This window comes from Burkholderia sp. AU31652, assembly GCF_002223155.1.
GTDB lineage: Bacteria > Pseudomonadota > Gammaproteobacteria > Burkholderiales > Burkholderiaceae > Burkholderia.
On sequence record NZ_NKFG01000007.1, the window covers coordinates 858,805 to 880,514 of the forward strand.

Below are 21,710 nucleotides of genomic sequence, written 5' to 3' on the forward strand. Positions count from 1 at the left end.
TCATGGCCAAGTTCTTTATCGATCGCCCGATCTTTGCGTGGGTGATCGCGATCGTGCTGATGCTGGCCGGCGTCGCATCGATCTTCAAGATGCCGATCGCGCAGTATCCGACGATCGCACCGCCGACGATCCAGATCCAGGCGAACTATCCGGGCGCTTCCGCGAAGACGGTGGAAGACACGGTGACGCAGGTGATCGAGCAGCAGATGAGCGGTCTCGACAACTTCCTGTACATGTCGTCGACGAGCGATGACTCGGGTAACGCGACGATTACGCTGACCTTCTCGCCGGGCACGAATCCGGACGTCGCGCAGGTGCAGGTGCAGAACAAGCTGTCGCTCGCGACGCCGAACCTGCCGCAGGTCGTGCAGCAGCTCGGCATGCAGGTCACGAAGTCGAGCAGCAACTGGCTGATGTGGTTCGCGTTCAACTCCGACGACGGCAGCATGTCGAAGGAGGACCTGACGAACTACGTGGCGTCGCACGTGCTCGATCCACTCAGCCGCGTGAACGGCGTCGGCCAGACGCTGCTGCTCGGTTCGCAGTTCTCGATGCGCATCTGGCTCGACCCGGTCAAGCTGACCAACTACAGCCTCACGCCCACCGACGTGTCGGCTGCGATCACGCAGCAGAACGTGCAGATCGCGGGCGGCCAGATCGGCGGCACGCCGGCGAAGCCGGGCACGATGCTGCAGGCGACGATCACCGAATCGACGCTGCTGCGCACGCCCGAGCAGTTCGGCAACATCCTGCTGAAGGTCAACCAGGACGGTTCGCAGGTGCGCCTGAAGGACGTCGGCCGCGCGGCGCTCGGCTCCGAGAACTACACGTTCGACACGAAGTACATGGGGCAGCCGACGGCCGGCCTCGGCATCCAGCTCGCGACTGGCGCGAACGCGCTGGCGACTGCCACCGCGCTGCGGGCCAAGGTCCAGGAGCTGTCGAAGTACTTCCCGCACGGTCTCGTCGTCCACTATCCGTACGACACGACGCCGTTCGTGCGCCTGTCGATCGAGGAAGTGGTCAAGACGCTGCTCGAAGGTATCGTGCTCGTGTTCCTCGTGATGTACCTGTTCCTGCAGAACCTGCGGGCGACGATCATCCCGACGATCGCGGTGCCGGTCGTGCTGCTCGGCACGTTCGCGATCATGGGCGTCGCCGGCTTCTCGATCAACACGCTGTCGATGTTCGGCCTCGTGCTTGCGATCGGCCTGCTGGTGGACGATGCGATCGTGGTGGTCGAGAACGTCGAGCGCGTGATGGCGGAGGAGGGCTTGTCACCGAAGGAGGCGACCCGCAAGGCAATGGGCCAGATCACCGGCGCACTCGTCGGCGTGGCGCTCGTGCTGTCGGCGGTGTTCGTGCCGGTGGCATTCTCCGGCGGGTCGGTCGGCGCGATCTATCGTCAGTTCTCGCTGACGATCGTGTCGGCGATGGTGCTGTCGGTACTCGTCGCGTTGATTCTGACGCCGGCACTGTGTGCGACGATCCTCAAGCCGATCCCGCAAGGGCATCACGAAGAGAAGAAGGGCTTCTTCGGCTGGTTCAACCGGACGTTCGACCGCAGTCGCGATCGCTACACGAGCGGCGTGAACCACGTGATCCGGCGCTCGGGCCGCTGGCTCGTGATCTACCTGGCCGTGTTCATCGCGGTCGGCGTGATGTTCGTGCGCCTGCCGAAGTCGTTCCTGCCGGATGAAGACCAGGGCTACATGTTCATGATCGTGCAGACGCCGTCGGGCTCCACGCAGGAAACGACCGGCAAGACGCTCGACAACATCAACACGTACCTGACCACCACCGAGAAGGATGTGGTCGACTCGGTGTTCACGGTCAACGGCTTCAGCTTTGCGGGTCGCGGCCAGAACGCCGGTCTCGTGTTCGTGAAGCTGAAACCGTACGAGCATCGCCAGCGTTCGGACCAGAAGGTGCAGGCGCTGATCGGCCGGACGTTCGCGCACTACGCGCAGTACAAGGACGCGATGGTGATCCCGTTCAACCCGCCGTCGATTCCCGAGCTCGGCACCGCTGCCGGCTTCGACTTCGAGCTGACGGACAACGCCGGTCTCGGCCACGAAGCGCTGATGGCCGCGCGCGGGCAGTTGCTCGGGATGGCCGCGAAGGATCCTGCGCTGGCACTCGTGCGCCCGAACGGCCTGAACGATACGCCGCAGTACAAGGTCGACATCGACCGCGAGAAGGCGAATGCGCTCGGCGTGACGGCTGCCGCGATCGACCAGACGTTCTCGATCGCGTGGGCGTCGCAGTACGTGAACAACTTCCTGGATACGGATGGCCGGATCAAGAAGGTGTACGTGCAGTCGGACGCGCCGTTCCGGATGACGCCGGAAGACATGAACATCTGGTACGTGCGCAACAGCGCGGGCGGCATGGTGCCGTTCAGTGCGTTCGCGACCGGCCACTGGAGCTACGGTTCGCCGAAGCTCGAACGCTACAACGGCGTGTCGTCGATCGAGATCCAGGGGCAGGCCGCGCAAGGCAAGTCGACCGGGCAGGCGATGGCGGCGATGGAAGCGCTCGCGAGCAAGCTGCCGGAAGGGATCGGCTATTCGTGGACCGGCCTGTCGTTCCAGGAAATCCAGTCCGGCTCGCAGGCGCCGATCCTGTACGCGATCTCGATCCTCGTCGTGTTCCTGTGTCTCGCGGCGCTGTATGAAAGCTGGTCGATCCCGTTCTCGGTGATCATGGTGGTGCCGCTCGGCGTGGTCGGCGCGCTGCTCGCGACGATGCTGCGCGGTCTCGAGAACGACGTGTTCTTCCAGGTCGGCCTGCTGACGACCGTGGGCCTGTCCGCGAAGAACGCGATCCTGATCGTCGAGTTCGCGCGCGAGTTGCAGGCCGGCGGAAACATGGGGCCGGTGCGCGCGGCGATCGAGGCGGCGCGCCTGCGGCTGCGTCCGATCCTGATGACGTCGCTCGCGTTCATGCTCGGCGTGCTGCCGCTTGCGATCAGCAACGGCGCGGGCTCGGCGAGCCAGCACGCAATCGGTACGGGCGTGATCGGCGGGATGATTACGGCGACGTTCCTCGCGATCTTCATGATCCCGATGTTCTTCGTGCGGGTTCGCGCGATCTTCAGCGGCGAGACGGAAAACGTCGACGACGCATGGCGTCTCGTGCAGGGCGACCTGCAGCGCGGTCACGACGACGCACACGATTCGAAGGGGCAGTAACGATGCAAAAACACGCTTTGACTACGACCGTGGCCGCCCTGGCTGCCGCGTTGTTCGCCACGGGCTGCACGATGGCGCCGCATTACAAGCGGCCTGATGCACCCGTCGCGCAGGCGTACCCGGCCGGTGGCGTCTACGCGACGCAGCCGGGTGCGGCCGGCGCGCGCAGCGCGAACGGGCAAGCTGCAACCGCCATCGGCTGGCGCGAGTTCTTCGTCGATCCGCGCCTGCAGCGGCTGATCGAGATCGCGCTGAAGAACAACCGTGACCTGCGCGTGTCGGTGCTGAACATCGAGGCGGCGCGCGCGCAGTACCAGATCACGCGCGCGGGCCTGTTCCCGACGCTCGATGCGACGGGTACCGGTAACCGTCAGCGCCTGCCGAATGCGCTGTCGGTGGCGCCGGGCCGCAACATCACGACGACCTACAACGTCGGCCTGTCGGCGTCGTGGGAACTCGACCTGTTCGGCCGCGTGCAGAGCCTGAAGGACCAGGCGCTCGCGCAGTACCTGTCGACCGCGTATGCGCGGCAGGCGTCGGAGATCTCGCTGGTGTCGCAGGTGGCGGATCAATACCTGACGCTGCTGTCGACCGACGATCTGCTGAAGGTCACGGAAAACACGCTGAAGACGGCGCAGGACTCGTACAACCTGACGAAGCTGCAGTTCGACAACGGCACGGGCTCCGAGCTCGAGCTGCGTCAGGCGCAGACGGTGGTCGAGCAGGCGCTGTCGAACCAGCAGGCGCAAGCACGGGCACGTGCGCAGGCGTTGAACGCACTGGTGCTGCTGATCGGCGAGCCGCTGCCGGACGATCTGCCGGCGGGCATGCCGCTCGACGCGCAGAACCTGCTGACGGACGTGCCGGCCGGCCTGCCGTCCGACCTGCTGACGCGTCGCCCCGACGTGATGCAGGCCGAGCAGTCGCTGCTCGCGGCGAACGCGAACATCGGTGCGGCACGCGCGGCGTTCTTCCCGAAGATCTCGCTGACGGGTGCGTTCGGTACGGCGAGCCCGACGCTTGGTGGCCTGTTCAAGGCCGGCACGGCGGCGTGGTCGTTCGCGCCGAGCATCGCGTTGCCGATCTTCGAAGGCGGCGCGAACATCGCGAACCTCGATCTTGCGCACGTGCAGAAGCGCATCGAGATCGCGAACTACGAGAAGGCGATCCAGTCGGCGTTCCGCGACGTGGCGGACGGGTTGGCCGCACGCGGCACGTACGACCAGCAGATCGCGGCGCTGGAGCGCAACGAGCACGCGCAGCAGCGACGTTTCGATCTGTCGGACCTGCGTTACAAGAACGGTGTCGACAGCTACCTGTCGGTGCTGACCGCGCAGACGGACCTGTACAGCGCGCAGCAGTCGCTGATCAATGCGCGTCTGGCACGCTGGACCAACCTGGTCAACCTGTACCGTTCGCTGGGCGGCGGGTGGATCGAGCGGGCCGGCGAGACGCCGCGCGCGCCGGATGCACCGGTCGACTACGACAAGGCGGCCGCTCCGGCGCCTGCGTCGGCAACGGCGACGAACGGGTAAGCAAGACCAAGGGCAGGGGCGAGCCATTGCCCCTGTTCGCGGAGGCTGCCCGACGCGAAAACAAAAACGCCACGGATGAAAATCCGTGGCGTTTCTTTTTGCGCAGTTTACGTAGCCGCTCGCGCCTGAAACGGCGTTACGTTTAACCCTGCTTTTCCCAAAGCGTGCGGCCGAAGAACGTCAGCGTGCGATCCCACGCCATTTGCGACCACACCGGATCGAACTGCGTGCCGGCGATACGGCCGGGGCCGACAGCCGTTTCGTTCGCGAATGCGTGATGCGCGAGATAGCGATGGAATTCGACATTGACATTCGCATCGGTCAGCTTCTTCTCGAGTGCATCGACCTGGTCGATCGCAAAGAACGCATCCTGCGTGCCCCAGTGGCCCATCAGCGGCACCTTGAGCTTCGCCGGATCGAGGTAGTCGAGCGGCGGGAGGCCGTACCACGTGACGCCCGCGTCCGCATCGGCGAACTGCAGCGACAGCAGCGTGAGTGCGCCGCCCATGCAGTAACCCGTCACCGCGACACGCGAGGCGAGCGTCTTCAGATGCGTCACGGCGCCCGGAATGTCCTGCGAAGCCGCGTCGCCGAAATCGAGCCCGGTCATCAGGTGGTGCGCTTCCTCTTCCTCGACCGTCGACTTGCCGCGATACAGGTCGGGCACGAGCGCGAAGTAGCCGCAGCGCGCGAGGCGATCCGCGACGCCACGGATCTGGTCGTTCAGCCCCCACCATTCCTGGATGACGACGACCGCGGGCGCGCCTTCGGTCTTGGCCGGCGTGGCGAGATAGCCCTGCAGTTCCTGGCCGTCCGGGCGTCGAAACGTGATCATGGAACCGGATGTTTGAGACATGAAACCGCTCCTTTTCGAAAAATGCGATGAGTGCGGCATCGGGGCCGGCCTGCGGGCGCGGCGACGATCGGGCAAGCCGGGCGTCGTGGTTCCGCTCGCGTTCGTTTTGGCCGGCACCGACCACGCGGCCATTCTATGCGCAAACACCGGCTGCCGTCGTGAACGGAGCCGCGCGGCACGCGACTCGCGAGACCGCATCGATCGGGGCGCGCAATCCGTTCCGGGCGCGGACGACCGGAAAACAAACACCCCAAAGGTTGGATCAAAATCCAACTTTTGGGGTGCAGTTCAGAGCGGGGTGTTTCGTTTGCTGCGCGCGTATCGGAATACGCGGTCGCGTGTCCGGCTTACTGGCCGAAATATACGGAGTCGCGGCCATCCTGCTTGACTGCGATCGCGCGGCCGGCGCGTACGCCGGCGGAGGCTTGCGCGCCGTAGCCGGTTTCATCGGCGTTCGTCACGCGGGCCTGGGCGGTCTGCAGCGCGCGCGGGTAATACTGATCGGAGACTTCGGGTTTGTAGCCGGCCTGTTCGAGCTGGACGAGTTCCGCGCGCACCTGGGCACGCGTCAGCTGGCCCGACGGATTCGATTGTGCCAATGCGCCGTACGAGGCGGACAGGGCGGTTGCGGCGACGACAGCGTAGATGAACGACTTCATGATGACCTCCGGTTTCATTGATTTCGCGCTTCGCTTGTTGCGTTCAGCGGTTGATTGCATCGTAGCGATCGCGTTACCGGTCGGAAATACGCGTTCCAGCGAATAATTATTGCAACTGGGTAAACGATCTGGGGCGGCGGGCATTTCATCTGATGATTGCGAGGCTGTCCCGCGCTGGATAGGGACTGCGGACGGAGCCATGAGTGCGGCGATGCCGTCGATCGGTCGGGGCCAAAAAGCGATCAGTTAAATCGCATTCCGAAGTATGTGAGTGAGGCTGTCTAGATCGTTCTTGCCGTATTTCTGGCACACGGCCGCGTCACTCGACCAGGACCGCCTGCCGTTTCCGGTATTCGGCGGGTGTGATTCCGACGTGCCGGGTGAACGACCGCCTGAGCGTATCGACATTCGCGAAGCCGCATTTCGCGGCGACCTGTTTCGGCGTGTCGTGACCGTTCTCGAGCAAGTGGCGGGCGGCCGAAATGCGGGTCGCCTCGACCCATGCAGCCGGCGTCATGCCGACTTCCGCGCGGAACAGGCGTGCGAAGTGGCGCGGGCTCATGCCCGCATGCTTGGCCATTTCCGCCACCGAATGCTCGAGTTCCGGATTCGCGGCGATCCAGCGCTGGACCTCCTGCAGTACCGAACGTCCGGCAGGGCGCGCCTCGCCCTTGCGGCTGAACTGGAGTTGCCCGCCCGGGCGCTTGAAGAACATGACCAGTTGTGCGGCGACGCGCCGCGCAATCTCGCGGCCGAGATCTTCCTCGACCAGCGCGAGCGCGAGATCGAGCCCGGCCGTGACGCCGGCGCCGGTGCGCAGCTTGCCGTCGCGCACGTACAGTGCGTCCGCGTCGACGGCGAGCGATGGATAGGCTTCGGCAAGCGCATCGGCCGCAGCCCAGTGCGTGGTCAGGTGACGACCTTTCAGCAGGCCGGTGGCCGCGAGGATGAACGCGCCGGTGCAGATCGAGCCGTAGCGCTTGCTCTGCACGGCCGCCGCTCGCAGCCACGCGAGGACGTCGGTGCGCAGTGCGATCCGGCCGGCGCTCGGCGCGCCGGCGACCAGCAGCGTGTCGATGCGCTCAGGAATGTCGGGAACGATCCAGTCGGGCAGTAACTGCGCACCTGACGAACTGCGGATCGGACCGGACTCGCTTGCAATGATCCGCAATGTATAGAACGGCTTCCCGCATTCGGCGTTCGCTTGCGCGAAGACGTCGAGCGGTGCGGAGACATCGAGCAGTTGAACGCCCGGAACGGCGAAAATTCCTACGACCTTCGGCATGATCGATGGTGTGGTGTGTCGAACGTGACGGGTAGCAGTATAGAGGCGCCAGTGGCGCACGATGCGCGCAGACGGGGCCTGTTTCCGGTGTTCTTCCCGCTGCGCGGGCGCCGTGTCCGTCCGTCGCGCAAAATGGCAGGATCTGACGTAACACGTCTATTGGAGACAACTATCGGACGCCGGAGAATCGAGGGTGTTTTCAATGGAGGTCGATCATGACTGAGAACGTTGCAGGCATCACCATTCCCGATAGCCAATTGACGCGCGAGATCACCGAGCTCGTTCGCGATACCGCGTCTCCGTTGCTGTTCCATCATTCCAGCCGAGTGTTCTATTTCGCGGCGCTTGCGGGCCAGCGGCGCGGGCTGAAATACGATCCCGAGTTGCTCTACTGCGGCTGCATGTTCCACGACATGGGGCTCATGCACAAACACAGCAGCGCCTGCGAGCGTTTCGAGGTGGACGGCGCCAATGCCGCACGCGATTTCCTGAAGGGCAAGGGCATTTCGCAGCAGGATATCGACGTCGTGTGGACCTCGATCGCGTTGCATACCACGCCGGGCATCCCGCAGCACATGCATCCGGTGATTGCGCTCGTTACCGCGGGCGTCGAGATGGATGTGCTGGGCCTGACCTATCCGGAATACAGCGATGTGGAGCGCGAGGCCGTCGTTCGTGCGCATCCGCGTACGCCGCACTTCAAGGAAGACATCATTCAGGCGTTCTACGACGGGATCAAGCACAAGCCTGACACGACGTTCGGCAACGTGAAGGCCGACGTGCTCGCAGACAAGGATCCGCATTTCCACGCAGGCAATTTCTGCAGCGTGATCCGGTCGTCCGCGTGGGTTGGCTGATTGCTCGCGGTGTGGCGCACGATCCCGGATATTGAGCGGAGGTCGTGCGCGAAAAGTGAATCGCGGTTCCTGAATGACTAGGTAGTGCGACTGTATATGGCAACTGCGCGATCGAACCTGGGCACCCGTGAACGCGGTATCGTCCGGCGATAAGACCATCATTCGGACAGCCGGCCCGGGCGGCCCCGCACCGTTGTCGGACGTCTGGTGCGATCGCGCAATGATCCTCATGGCGCGGGCATCGCGACGACACAGGTTCGGCTGGCGGCGTCGTCGAGGCAAGCGGGGCGGATTCGTGTTGTGGCATCGGCAGCGTCGCGGGCGGAAAGGTACCCGTGTATGGGAGCGTGATCGTAACGCTGCCGGATTTTCAACCGATACGAGCGTTCCAATGGCTTCCACACTTCACGACTTACCCGACAGCCCCTGTGTCGGCGTGTGCTCGACATTGTTCGACGATGTCTGCAAGGGATGCGGCCGAACGGCCGACGAGGTCTCGCACTGGGTGTTCATGAACGATGACGAGAAACGCGCGATATGGGAACGTATCCGTCACGAGTGCACGGCGATGCGATTCCATCGCGACGGACGGTGAATCGCCAGAAGCGGCGTTCCGGGTGACGGGGGCACGCTTGAAGAACATCTTCTTGTCCTGATCGAACCACTCGACCTTGTCCGGAAGGATGAGCCTGCGAAATCGGAGAAAATGAAATCAGTTAAAAAGTTGTTACGTGACAACCGTACGACGTTTGTCTGGACTTTATATACTGAATAATTGCATCCCATCCCCCGGGCGAATCTTCGATTCGCGGCCACAGAAGCTTGCCTCCAGGTCGGTGGGGCACGTCGTCCGCGCCTTCGCAGGCACCCCGGCGAGCACCACAGGCGCGCCCCTCATCCGCGTCCGCAGGTTTTCGGCAAAACGCCTATAATGATTGGGCAAATTGCCGGGAGAGGTCATGAGCACCATTGCTTTCCATCCTTCGGGCGTCGCGCATCCGCGTCAGGCCGAATTCACGATTCTCGAACAGCTGCTGGCGATCCGTGTCCGATCGGGGGCCGATCTTGCCGAGCTGGCGAGCGCCCGCATCGACGTCTCGGTGATCGACCGTCTGTCCGAGCGCGGGCTGAAATCCGACGAGCTGGCCTTCATCATTCCGCGTCGCACGCTGAGCCATCGTCGCCAGGCGCACGAACGCCTGTCGCAGGAGGAATCCGACAAGGCGATCCGTCTCGCGCGCATCGTCGCACAGGCGACCGCCACGTTCGGCGACCAGGAGAAGGCGATGGCGTGGCTGCGCAACGGGCTTCAGCGCTTCGGCGGCCGCACGTCGCTCGACATGGCGAGCACCGAGCATGGCGCGCGGCTCGTCGAGGAAGCCCTCACGCAGATCGACGAGGGGTACTTCGCTTGACGACACTGTGGCGGATCAGCAATTTCGCCGACCTGAAAGGGATCGGCGGGTTGCGCGCCGGCGGGCGCTGGCATTTTGCCGGGCAGCCCGTCGTGTATCTCGCCGAGCATCCGGCGCTCGCCCTGCTCGAGACGCTCGTTCATTTCGAAATCGCCACGGTCGCGCAATTGCCGAGCGGATACCAGTTGCTTCGCATCGAGGTGGCCGATTCGGTCGATATCGCCGAAATCGCGGAGGGCGACGCGCCGGAGGACTGGCGAACCAACGTCGACTGGACCCGCAGCGCCGGCACCGAGTGGCTGCATACGCAGCCGAGCGCGCTGCTGCGCGTGCCGAGCGTCGTCGTGCCGCACGCGCACAACTTCCTGCTGAATCCGCTGCATCCGGCCGCTTCCGAGGTCCGTATCGCCGAAGTCATGCATTCGCCGTACGACACACGGATTCTGCGGCTGATCCAGTCGCCGTCGGGCGAATAGGGCGCCGAGCGCGGGCCGGATCAGCGCTCGTGCGCGGCGCGGTCCGCGGCCGCATCGGGCGGCAGCGTCTGCCGGATGCGCGTGACTGTTCGCGTGCTGACGAGACCGAGCATCGCACTGACGTCGGCATGCGCGTGGCCTGCAAGCAACTGGCGGCGCGCATACGTGTTGCGCAGCACGCGCGGGCTCATGTCCGCCGCGTGGAAACCGATCGCGGTCAGCGCGTCGCGCACCACGAGCAGCAAGAACATGTCGTTCATCGCGCCACCGCCGCGCGGCGCGGGAAACAGCAACGCGGATGCCGGCATGTCTGCCGAGCGCACCCGCCATGCGGCGAGCGGCGCCAGCGCAAATTCGGCGAGCGTGATTCGGCGCGCCGGCCGCGCCCGATCGCGCGGCACGGCGAGCGCAGGCGGCTGTGCGTCGAGATCGGGCGCGTCGCAGGTCGTCGCCCGTATCTCGGCCGACGTGATGCCGCTCGCCAGCAGCAGCGCGACGATCGCGCGATTCCGGCAGTCGGTGGGCGTGTCGTTTGCCCGCGGCTGCACGTGGCGCTGCAGCGCCGTGTCGGCATCGGGCGGCAGATAGCACGGTTCGGGCTCGCCGTCCGGCCATGCGAGATCGTGCGTCGTCCGGCCGCCCGGATGGATCGTGCGCACGCCGGCGTCGACCAGATGCCGCCCCAGCCGGTCGATCAGCTTCGCGTAGCGCACGCGGGTCGACGTGCCGGGCGCGCAGGTGCGATCGAGTTCCGCCAGGAAGGCCGCGACGTGGTCGGGTCCGAACGTGGCCAGCGACACGCGTTGTGCGATCAGATATCGCAGGAACCGCTCGAACATCGCGACGTGCTGCACGACCGATCGCGGCGCGAACGGCCGGCGATCGGCGCCGGTCGCGGCGGTTTCCTGCCACGCGCGAAAGGCGCCGACGGGGTCGTGAATCCAGCGATTCGTGTCCATGCACGATTTATAGCCGGACGCGGTCACGCCGGCAATCGTCCCGATGTCCTGTTGGCCGCCCGGCCCGATGCAAGCGACGTGTCAGTGCGCGGTATGCGTGTCGTCGATGCCGTCGTTGTTCATCGTCAGGTAGACCAGCACGAGCAGCAGCGTGATGAAGAAGCGGAACGCGTCCGGCACGCCGTTCCATTGCTTCGACATCCACATGCCGAACCACTCGCCGCCGACCGACATGAAGGCGACCTGCCACGTGAGGAAGCCGAGCGTCAGGCCGGCGATCGCATACGCCTTGGCCGCGCGGAATGCCGTATCGCCGGCGCGTCGCGCGCGCAGCAGGCGGACACCGCCGATCCAGCACAGCACGGCCGTCAGCGTTTCCATCGAGATGATGCCGACATAGCCGGCGTGATGAACCCACGTCGTGCCGATCGCGCGATACATGATCCCGTTGCCGGGGAACGTCGTGTCCATCAGGAACACGTGATGCACGAACGCGAAATTCGTCGCATAGTCGGTGATGTTGCCGAACGCGACGAGCGACGCGAAAAAGGCCATGGCAAGCACCATGGCTGCCTTGGAAAGACGAACCATCATAATGGACTCCGAAATGAATGGGCAGGCGAAAGCGCGACCGCGCGGCGATCAGCCGGCGTTCGGAGCGATACCTGCGTGAGCGTGTCCGGCGGGGCCGGTGGTTTGCGTGCGTGGCACGGCGGCGCGGAGATCGGGACTGGAAAACCTGAAGCCGGGGCGGCGTCGAGGAGACGCACGCGCCGGCTGGATCGAGTGCCCGCGCCAGGAGGGAGCGGCGATTGTCGGTCGAACGACGGGAGTCGTCAAGCGGGGCTTGCGCGCGTGTCGCGCTGCCGGCCGTCGCCGTCAGGCGTCGCGCGAAGGCGCAGTTGCCGCTGCCGTTCCCGCCTGTCCGCTCAGTCGCGCCAGCGCAGCGAACGCCAGTTGCGTTGCAATGGCCGCGAGCGTGCCGGCCGCCATGCCGTTGCCGAGCACGATCTGCACCGGCGAGCCGAAATGGCGATACAGGTTCGGCACCAGGATCGGCGCAAGGCCGACGACGAGCGCGGCCGCGAGCGTGTACTGGTTGGCGCGCGCGTGCAGGTCGACGCTGGCGAGCAGCCGGATGCCCATCACGCCGATCATTGCGAACACGACCAGCGCGGTGCCACCGACCACGGCGGCCGGAACCGCATAGGCGAGCCGCGCGAGCGGCGCGAACAGCGCGATGACGATCAGGATCGCGCCGGCGGCGGCCGTCACGTAGCGCGAGCGCACGCCGGTCGTCTGCACGACACCGATATTTTCGGCGCTGGTCACGATCAACGGCGTGCCGAACAGCGCGCCGGCCAGCGACGCCAGCGCGTCGCCGCGTATCGTCTTCGGCACGTCGCGCGACAGCGAGATCGCCTTGCCGCACGTTTCACCGACGGCGACCGTCTGCGCGGTGGCCTCGGCCATCGAGATCGCCGTGAAGATCAGCAGCGGCAGCGCGGCCAGCACGTCGAAGTGCGGCATCCCGAACGGCAGCCACACCGGATGAGTGAACAGCGGGCCGTGCCACACGTCGGCGAGCGCCGGCATCGCATCGAGCGCCCAGCCGAGCGTCGCACCGGCCGTCAGGCCGATCAGCACCGCGAGACGTCCGAGCGTGCCGCGAAACGTACCGGCCACGACGACGGTGGCGACGATCGTCGCCAGCGCGAGACCGAGCGCGCGCGGCTGGGCAAAGTCGGCCGAACCGGGCTGGCCGACGACGATCACCGCGTAGATCCGGATCAGGTTGACCGACACGAGCAGCAGCATCGCGCCGACGACGATGCGCGGAAAGAGCCGCAGACAGCGCGTGAAGACGGGCAACAGCACCCAGTAGAACGCGCTGGCGAGCAACGCCGAGCCGGCCGCCGTCGGCAGGCCCGATTGCGCGGCGATGCCGGCGAACAGCATCGTCGGTGCACCGCCGGGCACCATCACGAACGGCATGCGTGCGCCGATCGCGCCGACGCCGAGCGATTGGACCAACGTGCCGATCCCGCACGCGAAGAACGTCGCGCCGATCAGCTGGACCGTCAGGTCCGCCGGCAGCGCGAGCACTTTTGCGATCAGGAACACGGCCGTGATCGGGGACGCGGCCATCGACAGCACGTGCTGCAGCCCGAACAGCGCGAGTTGCCAGGCGGGCAGCCGTGCGTCGATGGGTGTTGAGATCGGATCGTGCGACACGGCAGGCCCCTTCGAAGCGAACGGCGACGAGCGCCGGAAACCGACGGTGAACGTACGGTCAGGCCCGCAGCCAGGGCAGTTGCGCGGCGCTGTAGCGGAACGTCTGGAATACGCTGTTGAGCTGCCCGGGGCCGGTCTTGCGCGCGGCTTCGTCCGGGTATTCGGCGAACCACGGAATCACGTATTCCCAGACGACCTCGCCGGCGGGCGTCACTTCGAACAGCCGGCCCGTCGACGATTCGGTGACGTGCGTGTTGCCGTTCGGCAAGCGTTGCGCGTTGCCCATGAACGGCGTGTAGAACAGGTTCACGACGTCATCCGCATACGACCACACGACGCGCTGCGTTGCCGGATCGATCTCGACGACGCGCGAGAACACGACGTGCGCGCCGTGGCGGAAATTGCCGTTGTCGAACGCAAGGATGTTGCCGTTCGGAAGCGGCACCGGCGCATGCTGGTGCGACACGACGTCGGGCCCGATCCGCAGGTCGACGCGGCCGGTTTCGCGATTCACGCCGATGATGCCTGACGTCGTGCGCAGGCTCATCAGCACGCGGCCGTTCGCATCGACCGCGAGGCCGTTGACGAGCGGCCAGTGATAGCGCCCGAAACCGGTCGCGATCGGGAAATCCTCGGGCCGCAGATGGTCGCGCGCATGCCATTCCCAGACGATCTGCCCGGCCCGGTTCACTTCGCGGATCACGTCCGCATACATCACTTCGTCGTCGCCGTGCGGCGTGCCGCCGGGCACGCGCCGCGCGAACGCGGCGTCGACCGGCTCGCACGCGGCATAGAGCAGGTTGCCGTTCGGCAGCCACTGCGCATCGTGATGGTGCGCGGGATCCTCGTAGCGCCATACGGTTTCGCCTTGCGGCGTGACTTCGTAGAAGTCGCCGCCATGCCACATCGACCACGGCGCATAGCGCGATTCGGATTGCGGATGGTTGCCGTTGTAGCCGAGGTTGCCATTCGGGAGGATCACCGCATGGCGGCCGGGGCGCACGGGCATCTTCCACTGATGGACGACTTCGCCGTCGATGCCGACGAGATAGACGTTGCCGTCGGCCGTCTGCGGCGCGATGAGCGTATAGCCACCCGCGGACAGGGCGGGATCGTGGGCGATGAGGCCGACGCCACGGCGGCGCTGGGTAATCTGGTCGACGGTTGTCACTGCGGTCTCCATTCGAATCGGATGCGGGGATGCAGCGGAATCTAGACGATCCGGACGGTCAGTAAAATTGGATTATTCTTGACGGCCTGTTCGGAAAAATCTAACGGACCTTGCATGCGTTCGATATCGCAGACATTCCGCTGTTTCGACGAGGTCGCGAGGCGCGGCTCGATTCGCAAGGCGGCCGACGCGCTGCACCTGACCGCTGCGGCGGTGCACCAGCAGATCCGCAATCTCGAGGATCAGGTCGGCGTGCCGCTGTTCGACCGGCTGCCGCGCGGCATGCAGTTGACGCTCGCCGGCGAGATCGTGATCGCGGCCGTGCGGCGCGGCCAGCGCGACTTCGACAACGCGCTCACGCAGGTCGAGGACCTGCGTGCACTGCGTCGCGGGCACGTGAACCTGGCAGTACCCGCGTCGACCGCGGAAAGGCTCGTGCCCGACGCGATCCTCGCTGCGATGCAACGCTATCCGGGCGTCACATACAGCGTGCGTTCGGGAAACGGCGAGAGCATCGTGCGCTGGGTCGAGACAGGCGAGGCCGACATCGGCTATGCGTTGCGCCGGCGCACGGCGGCGGGCGTCGTCGAGGTGCGCGCGTTCGCTCAGCCGCTGGGTGTCGTCACGGCGCCCGGCCATCCGCTCGCGGCGTCCGGCGGCAAGGTGCGGCTGCGCGACTGTTTCGCGCATCCGCTGATCCTGATGACGCCCGACACGGAGCTGCGCGCGATGTTCGACCAGATCGATGCGCGGCAGCCGCGCAACGTGCGGCCGCTGATCGAGACGGGCTCGGTGCCGATGGTGCGGCGCCTCGCGGCCGAAGGCGCGGGTGTCGGCTTCCTGATCGCCGAGAACGTCGCGGACGACGTGGCCGCCGGCCGGCTCGCGTGGACGCCGCTTGCCGATGCGGGGGCGCGTTCGTTCAGCTGCATCTATCAGCGGGCCGACATGAGCGCGACCGTCGCGATGGCGATGTTTCTCGATTTCTTCTCCGAGGCGATCGAAGCGATGGAGAGCGGATTCGCGCGCGCCGGCGGCGCAGCCGGCAAGCGCCGACGGGCAGCAAAGTAACGCCATCGGCCGCGTGGGCGCATCGCATTGCGATGCAGTGCAGCACGCGAACCCGCGTGCGAAATCGGCGACGTTGCGTACATAACATCCGGCCGCGCTACGCCAATCCCTTATTGCGGAAAAAAATTCGTTCATGGGACTATCGAACGCGTTGCCGGCGCACCGAGGGGGGCGCAGGCAGCGTGATGTCCATCGCAACGACCTACGAGAACATCGGCAGACAATGAACAGAACAGCGATTTTTCCGTATGCGTCCGCGTTGCTCGCGGCCGCCCTGTTGACGGCATGCGGCGGCGACGTCGAGAACGACGCAGGCCGCACGCCGACACCTTCCACCGATGCGAGCTGCCTCGCGGTCGACAACAGCGGCGCGACGGTCGTGGTGGGCTCGAACCAGCCGGGCGACCCGTCGCTGCCGGAAGCGTCTTCGGGCTATCGCACCGGGATGAAGCCGGTCTATGCGAAGACCTATCTGGTGGCCACGTCGAACGCGTACGCGAGCGCGGCCGGCTGCGCGGTGCTGAAGAAGGGCGGCACGGCCGCCGACGCGGCGGTCGCCGTGCAGGCCGTGCTCGGCCTGACCGTGCCCGAGGCAACGGGCCTCGGGTCCGGCGGCGTGCTGCTCTACTACGATGCGCGCGGCAAGACGCTGCAGGCGTACGACGGCCGGGAAACCGCGCCGGCGGCCGCGACGGAGAACTACCTGCGCTACGTCGATGACGCGACCGACCACTCCGCGCCGCTGCCGAACGCACGGGCGAGCGGCCGCTCGATCGGCACGATCGGCGTGCCGAGGCTGATCGAGGCGCTGCAGCAGGATCACGGCCGCCTGCCGTGGCAGAACCTGTTCGGCGATGCGATCACGCTCGCGACCAACGGCTTCCCGATTGGTGGCCGGCTCGCCGACGCGATCGCGGCGAATGCCGCGAACCTGAAGCGCGACCCCGAGGCCGCCGCGTATTTCCTGAACGCGGACGGGTCGCCGAAGACGCTCGGCACCGTGCTGAAGAATCCGGCCTATGCGCGCACGCTGACGCTGATGGCGCAGTCGGGTGCGAACGCGCTGTACACGGGGCAGATCGCGCAGGACATCGTTGCGAAGATCGCGACGACGAAGGGCGCGGACGGGTCGACGCTCACGCCGGGCAAGACGACCGTCGCCGACCTGGCCGCGTACCAGGCGAAGCGCCGCGATCCGGTGTGCACGACGTATCGCAGCTACTGGGTCTGCGGGATGCCGCCGCCGTCGTCGGGCGGCATCGCGGTCGCGTCGGCGCTCGGCATTCTCGAGAATTACGACCTGAAGTCGCTGAAGCCGACGGCGATCGATCTCGAAGGCGGCAAGCCGACCGTCGCGGGCGTGCACCTCATCACCGAGGCGGAGCGGCTTGCGTATGCCGACCGCGACAAGTACGTGGCCGATACGGATTTCGTGCCGCTGCCGGGCGGCACGTGGAACACGCTGCTGAACAAGCCGTACCTGAAATCGCGCGCGGCGTTGATCGACCCGGCCAAGAGCATGGGCACCGCACAGCCCGGCAATCTGGGCGCGGTGCCGCTCGGCGTCGACACGACGCTGATCGAGCACGGCACGAACCAGTTCACGATCGTCGACGGCGACGGCAACGTGCTGAGCGCAACGACGACGGTCGAGTCGAGCATGGGCTCGTTCCACATGACCAACGGCTTCCTGCTGAACAACCAGCTGACCGATTTTTCCGCGAACCCGGTCGATAGCGCGGGCAATCCGGTGGCCAACCGCCTGCAGTCCGGCAAGCGGCCGCGCAGCTCGATGGCGCCGACGATCGTGTTCGGGCAGGCCGCGGACGGTTCGCGCGGCGATTTCGTGATGGCGACCGGTTCGCCGGGCGGGGGCACGATTCCGCAATATGTGGTCAAGACGCTCGTCGGCGCGCTCGACTGGGGGCTCGACGCGCAGCAGTCGGCGGGGCTCGTCGACTTCGGCGCGAGCAACAGCCCGACGACCACGATCGGCGGCGAGCACCCGAACGTCAACACGGCGAACAACGGGGCGAACGATCCGCTGATCACGGGGCTGCTCGCGCTCGGGCACAAGGTGTCGACGTCCGCGCAGGCGAGCGGCGTCAATACCGTGATGCGCGTAACGGTCGGCCAGTCGCCCGCGTTGCAGGGCGGCACCGATCCGCGGCGTGAAGGCGTCGTGCTCGGCGATACGTTCCGGCCGTAACCGGTCAGGACGCGCGGCCCCGAACTGCCTGCATGCAGCAACGGGCGGTCGGGGCTGCGCATCGTGAAGGTGTCGCAATGACGAGCGTGCATCTGCTTGAAATGGACGCCATCCTGTCGGTGCCGGGCTTTTTCGATTTCCTCGGCGACCTGGATTGCGATCGCGCGCTGGACAGTCGCGATGCCGAGCCGTTCGATGCGCAGTGGATGGCGTCGTTCGATGAAGTCGACGGCGATCCCGGCACAGCGGTCGACCGGCAGGCCGTGAGCGCGCTGAGGGAAAAGGCGTTCAAGCTCGCGTTCGGCGCAGCGGGGGACGCGGTGCGGCGGCATGCGTATCCGACGATATCGAACTCATCGCGAGGAGCGGGTTGTCGGGCTGCACCGATGGCTGGCCGACACACGTTCTTTGGAATGCTTATCGAAGCGGCCGGTTTCCCTGCGAGGCGTTTTGCCGGCCTGTTTTCCCGATCGGCTGCGGCGTGGTCCACGCGGCACGCCTCCAGGTTCACTCGATCCACCGCCCAATTCCGCCGCAAGCCCCCGATTGTCAAACTATGTGAGGCAATCGTCAGCATTTGCAACGGAAGTAACAGTCCCCGCAAATCAGTCGTTTTGCTCGTCCGCGCCGCTACATTAGCTCCACCTGCCGCACGTCGCGGCAAGGCATGCGACAAGCCGCACGAAGGCGGCCCGCAGCAACAACGTCTTTGGGGAGAATGACCATGAACACGATTCGTACGATTCTGGTGGGTGCTGCACTGACGGCGATGGCGACTTCGGCTGCGTTTGCACAGACGGCCCAGACCGGTGCCCAGGGTTCCGCAGGTGTCGGCGCGCAGGTTCAGACGCCGCTGCTCGGCGGTGGCGTGGGCGTGCAGGCTGGCGCCGGCGCGAATGCGGCAGGCTCGGGTTCGGGCGCGGGCAACGTCGTTGGCGGCGCGCTGAACGGCGTCGGCAAGACGGTCGGCGGCGTGGGCTCGGCGGCCGGCGACGCGGTTGGCGGTGCGACGCATGCGGTCGGCTCGGCAGCGGGCACCGCGAAGGATGCCGCCGCATCGGCCGTCCACTCGACGAAATCGCACGTGAAGCACGTCGCCGGCACGGCAAAGAGCCATGTGCAAGGCGCGGTGTCGACGGCAGGCGACGTTGCCGGCGGCGCGAAGGCGAAGGCCGGCGAGGCGCTCGACGGCGCGACGAACTCGGTGCAGGGTGGCGCATCGGTCGGCGTGAAGGGTTCGGCGTCGGCGCAAGGCGGCGCGCTGTAAGCGTCACGCTTCCCGACAGAGCCCGGCCCGCTTCGATGCGGGCCGGGCTTCTTTATGGGCGCGCGCGGCGTGCCGTTCATCCCGTCCTCGATACCGGGATGCGTCGGCGCTCGCCACCCATCCGGCGACGCGACGGGCCTGCCCGCCTGCCGGCACGGACCGGCAACGGGCGGCGTGTGCACCCCCTGCCCATCGCCCGCCGGCCATGCTTAAATAGCGAGGCTCCCGGTTGCCGGGCCGCCGCGATCGCGGCGCCGTCCGATACGGGCCAGCATGTCCGATCGACATCGTGACGACAGACGACACCAAAACGCCGTTCCGGCCAGTCCGGCGCGGCCCGATAACATTCCGAGGCCTCACGTCATGACCATCCTGTTCCGTCTTCTCGCGCTCGCCTGCGCGCTCTGGCTGGCCGCCTGCGCAGGGTCGCCCCCGCCGTCCGGCAGTACCAGCGCATCCGCCGCCGCACCGGACGCCAGCGAACGCCGCGGGCTCGGCACTGCATGGGGCGAGTCGGTGCGATCCGAAACCCGCCAGGTCGATTTCGAACGCGCGGATCCGGCGAAGCCGACGGATCTTGCGTCGGTCTACTACAACGACGCGTTGCCCGGACATCCTCCCGCGTCCCAGGTTCGCCGGTTGCCGACCCGCGTCGCGCTCGCCAACGGCGACATCGCGCTGTCGTTCACGGACGAAAAGGGCGCGCCGCTGCGTCTGGCACGCAACGACGGCCGCTGGCACATGGCGGGCGTCGAAGGTTCGCGCTACATGATCGTGCTGCGCAACCAGGGGCGCCGTACGTTCGAGATCGTGTCGAGCGTTGACGGGCTCGACGTGCTGTCGGGGCGGCCCGGCAGCTATACGAACGGTGGTTACGTGCTGTATCCGGGCCGCACGCTGACGATCGAGGGTTTCCGCAAGAGCCGCGACGAAGTGGCCGCGTTCCGCTTCGCGGCGGTGCCCGACAGCTATGTCGCGAATTCGAAGTATGGCGATGCCGCGAACGTCGGCGTGATCGGCGTCGCGGTGTTCGCGCAGAAGGAGAACGACGAGGAAGCGCTGCGCCGCAACGCGAATCCGTTCCCCGGCAATGACAACGGCTATGCACCGCCGCCGGTGCCGCGCGGCGAGTGACGGCACCTCGTGGATCGGCCGCGTGCGTCGTGACGAACGACGCGCGCGGGGCGTTCCTGGATCGGGGCTGCCCGAACGGCATGCCGGCGCATGCGATGAACTTCACGACCCTCCTGCGCGATTGATGCGGACACGGATCATCCCGACGAAATCGATGGCGTTGAAGCTCGCGGCGCTGGCGCTGCTGGCCTCGAATGCCGCCGTTGCCTTCGCCGAAACGCCGGCGCCCGAATCGGTGCGGCTCGCCAACGGTCACGCGATCGAATGGGCGCGCCCGGGGTTGTTCGAGGTCGATGCCGCCCGCCACCGGAAATCGGCATTGATCGTGCCGGCCGCGCTTCGCCACGCATTGCGCGATGCATCGAGTGTTGCATTCCCGTCGGACCGTTCGAAGCGAATCGACGGCGAAGACTATCTGCTGGTCGTCGTCAACCGCTCGTCGAGCAGCCACCCGACAGGCTATTGCGGCGCGGGCGAAGAAGGGGCGCTGTACGTGCTGGAGCTGCACGGCGCCCATGCCGTGCAGCGTTTCTCGCTGCCGGTTCAAAGCTGCCTCGACTCCGTTTCGCTCGACACCGACGGTGGCGCGCAATCGCCCTACCTGGCGATCGCGTGGCGCGACGACCCGGTCGGCATCGACATCCGGTGGGAATTTCTTTCCCACGGCGGTGCAACGCATCGCGTCTATCGTTTCGTGAACGGCACGTTTGTCGAGACCGGGATTCCGCAGTAACGCGGCCGGGCTGCGGCACAATGGCCGTTCGAATTCGCATCGCGTGCACTCCCACCATCCGGATCGACGGAGAGCCTCATGTCGTTACCCGCTTTCAGGTACCATCCCGACCCGCTGGCAACGGGCAGCGTGATCCGCTCGGACGCGCGCTGCGTGTGTTGCGGCGATGCACGTGGTTACGTGTACGCGGGCCCCGTGTATGCGGTCGACGAGTACGAGCAACGCATCTGCCCGTGGTGCATCGCCGACGGTTCGGCACACGCGCGGCTCGATGCAGTCTTTACCGACACCTATGGCATCGGCGGCGGCGAATGGGATGAGGTGCCTGACGCGGTCGTCGACGAAATCGCCTGCCGCACGCCGGGCTTCCAGGGCTGGCAGCAGGAACGGTGGTGGACGCATTGCTGCGATGGCGCGCAGTTCATTGGCCGGGCAGGTGCAGGCGAACTGACCGCGCTCGACCCGCAGGCCGTTGCATCGATTCGGGCATCGACCGGACTCGCCGAGGGCGCCGAATGGGAGCGCTTTTTCGCCGCACTCGACAAGGACGGTTCACCGACCGCGTATATGTTTCGCTGCATCCATTGCGGTGAACTCGGCGGCTACCAGGATTGCGATTGATGGCCCGGCTGGCGGCACCGCACGTCGATCGCT

Annotated in this window: 20 protein-coding genes; 13 read left to right on the forward strand and 7 right to left on the reverse strand. The window is 66.3% G+C overall.

Going from position 1 to position 21,710, the window contains the following annotated elements; translation table 11 throughout:
- Window positions 1-2 precede the first annotated feature (2 nt).
- Together CFB40_RS35575 and CFB40_RS35580 are read left to right on the forward strand one after the other, a co-directional pair.
- Window positions 3-3,194: an efflux RND transporter permease subunit gene (locus CFB40_RS35575; RefSeq protein WP_089433983.1), complete on the forward strand. Its 3,192-nt coding sequence runs from the start codon at window positions 3-5 to the stop codon at window positions 3,192-3,194.
- 2 nt (window positions 3,195-3,196) lie between these two features.
- Window positions 3,197-4,729, forward strand: coding sequence for an efflux transporter outer membrane subunit (locus CFB40_RS35580; protein WP_089430048.1), 1,533 nt, complete (start codon window positions 3,197-3,199; stop codon window positions 4,727-4,729).
- Between the two features lie 142 nt (window positions 4,730-4,871).
- Here the strand turns inward: CFB40_RS35580 and CFB40_RS35585 are convergent, their stop codons facing one another.
- From CFB40_RS35585 to CFB40_RS35595, 3 genes are all read right to left on the reverse strand, one after another.
- Window positions 4,872-5,585: a dienelactone hydrolase family protein gene (locus tag CFB40_RS35585; RefSeq protein WP_089433984.1), complete on the reverse strand. Its 714-nt coding sequence runs from the start codon at window positions 5,583-5,585 to the stop codon at window positions 4,872-4,874.
- Between the two features lie 347 nt (window positions 5,586-5,932).
- Window positions 5,933-6,244: a DUF4148 domain-containing protein gene (locus tag CFB40_RS35590; protein ID WP_226208183.1), complete on the reverse strand. Its 312-nt coding sequence runs from the start codon at window positions 6,242-6,244 to the stop codon at window positions 5,933-5,935.
- Window positions 6,245-6,563: 319 nt separating this feature from the next.
- The gene (locus tag CFB40_RS35595) at window positions 6,564-7,529 is read right to left on the reverse strand and encodes a GlxA family transcriptional regulator (protein ID WP_043185412.1); all 966 of its coding nucleotides are present in this window, start codon (window positions 7,527-7,529) and stop codon (window positions 6,564-6,566) included.
- A 215-nt stretch (window positions 7,530-7,744) separates the two neighbouring features.
- On the opposite strand from CFB40_RS35595, the gene CFB40_RS35600 reads away from it, so the two are divergent.
- From CFB40_RS35600 to CFB40_RS35615, 4 genes are all read left to right on the forward strand, one after another.
- Window positions 7,745-8,386, forward strand: coding sequence for an HD domain-containing protein (locus tag CFB40_RS35600; protein WP_089433985.1), 642 nt, complete (start codon window positions 7,745-7,747; stop codon window positions 8,384-8,386).
- A 391-nt stretch (window positions 8,387-8,777) separates the two neighbouring features.
- Entirely contained in the window at window positions 8,778-8,981 is a 204-nt protein-coding gene (locus CFB40_RS35605) for a DUF1289 domain-containing protein (RefSeq protein WP_089430053.1), read from the forward strand.
- Between the two features lie 364 nt (window positions 8,982-9,345).
- Window positions 9,346-9,801 carry a type II RES/Xre toxin-antitoxin system antitoxin gene (gene parS, locus CFB40_RS35610; RefSeq protein ID WP_089430054.1) on the forward strand — a complete coding sequence of 152 codons (456 nt, stop codon included), beginning with the start codon at window positions 9,346-9,348 and terminating at the stop codon, window positions 9,799-9,801.
- Window positions 9,798-10,277 carry an RES family NAD+ phosphorylase gene (locus CFB40_RS35615; RefSeq protein WP_089430055.1) on the forward strand — a complete coding sequence of 160 codons (480 nt, stop codon included), beginning with the start codon at window positions 9,798-9,800 and terminating at the stop codon, window positions 10,275-10,277. The genes parS and CFB40_RS35615 overlap by 4 nt, the downstream gene beginning before the upstream one ends.
- A gap of 20 nt (window positions 10,278-10,297) precedes the next feature.
- Here CFB40_RS35615 and CFB40_RS35620 read toward each other — a convergent pair whose 3' ends face one another.
- The 4 genes from CFB40_RS35620 to CFB40_RS35635 all read right to left on the reverse strand — a co-directional run bounded on the left by CFB40_RS35620 (window position 10,298) and on the right by CFB40_RS35635 (window position 14,654).
- Entirely contained in the window at window positions 10,298-11,236 is a 939-nt protein-coding gene (locus tag CFB40_RS35620) for a tyrosine-type recombinase/integrase (RefSeq protein ID WP_089433986.1), read from the reverse strand.
- Between the two features lie 81 nt (window positions 11,237-11,317).
- On the reverse strand, window positions 11,318-11,830 hold the full coding sequence (locus CFB40_RS35625; RefSeq protein ID WP_089430057.1) for a DUF2165 family protein: 513 nt from the start codon (window positions 11,828-11,830) through the stop codon (window positions 11,318-11,320).
- 285 nt (window positions 11,831-12,115) lie between these two features.
- A complete protein-coding gene (locus CFB40_RS35630; protein ID WP_089433987.1) occupies window positions 12,116-13,471 on the reverse strand; it encodes a uracil-xanthine permease family protein in 1,356 nt (451 codons plus the stop codon).
- 58 nt (window positions 13,472-13,529) lie between these two features.
- Window positions 13,530-14,654 carry an aryl-sulfate sulfotransferase gene (locus CFB40_RS35635; RefSeq protein ID WP_089430059.1) on the reverse strand — a complete coding sequence of 375 codons (1,125 nt, stop codon included), beginning with the start codon at window positions 14,652-14,654 and terminating at the stop codon, window positions 13,530-13,532.
- Window positions 14,655-14,756: 102 nt separating this feature from the next.
- Between CFB40_RS35635 and CFB40_RS35640 the strand changes: the two genes are divergently transcribed.
- The 7 genes from CFB40_RS35640 to CFB40_RS35670 all read left to right on the forward strand — a co-directional run bounded on the left by CFB40_RS35640 (window position 14,757) and on the right by CFB40_RS35670 (window position 21,677).
- A complete protein-coding gene (locus tag CFB40_RS35640; RefSeq protein WP_089433988.1) occupies window positions 14,757-15,713 on the forward strand; it encodes a LysR family transcriptional regulator in 957 nt (318 codons plus the stop codon).
- A 223-nt stretch (window positions 15,714-15,936) separates the two neighbouring features.
- Entirely contained in the window at window positions 15,937-17,922 is a 1,986-nt protein-coding gene (locus CFB40_RS35645) for a gamma-glutamyltransferase family protein (RefSeq protein ID WP_089433989.1), read from the forward strand.
- A gap of 77 nt (window positions 17,923-17,999) precedes the next feature.
- Window positions 18,000-18,644: a hypothetical protein gene (locus tag CFB40_RS39355; RefSeq protein WP_256976976.1), complete on the forward strand. Its 645-nt coding sequence runs from the start codon at window positions 18,000-18,002 to the stop codon at window positions 18,642-18,644.
- 2 nt (window positions 18,645-18,646) lie between these two features.
- Window positions 18,647-19,189, forward strand: a complete 543-nt coding sequence (locus CFB40_RS35655; protein ID WP_089433990.1) for a hypothetical protein — start codon at window positions 18,647-18,649, stop codon at window positions 19,187-19,189.
- A gap of 363 nt (window positions 19,190-19,552) precedes the next feature.
- Window positions 19,553-20,323, forward strand: a complete 771-nt coding sequence (locus tag CFB40_RS35660) for a hypothetical protein (protein ID WP_089433991.1) — start codon at window positions 19,553-19,555, stop codon at window positions 20,321-20,323.
- A gap of 154 nt (window positions 20,324-20,477) precedes the next feature.
- Entirely contained in the window at window positions 20,478-21,056 is a 579-nt protein-coding gene (locus tag CFB40_RS35665) for a hypothetical protein (protein WP_143329947.1), read from the forward strand.
- Window positions 21,057-21,134: 78 nt separating this feature from the next.
- Entirely contained in the window at window positions 21,135-21,677 is a 543-nt protein-coding gene (locus CFB40_RS35670; protein ID WP_089433993.1) for a CbrC family protein, read from the forward strand.
- The last annotated feature ends 33 nt before the right edge of the window (window positions 21,678-21,710 follow it).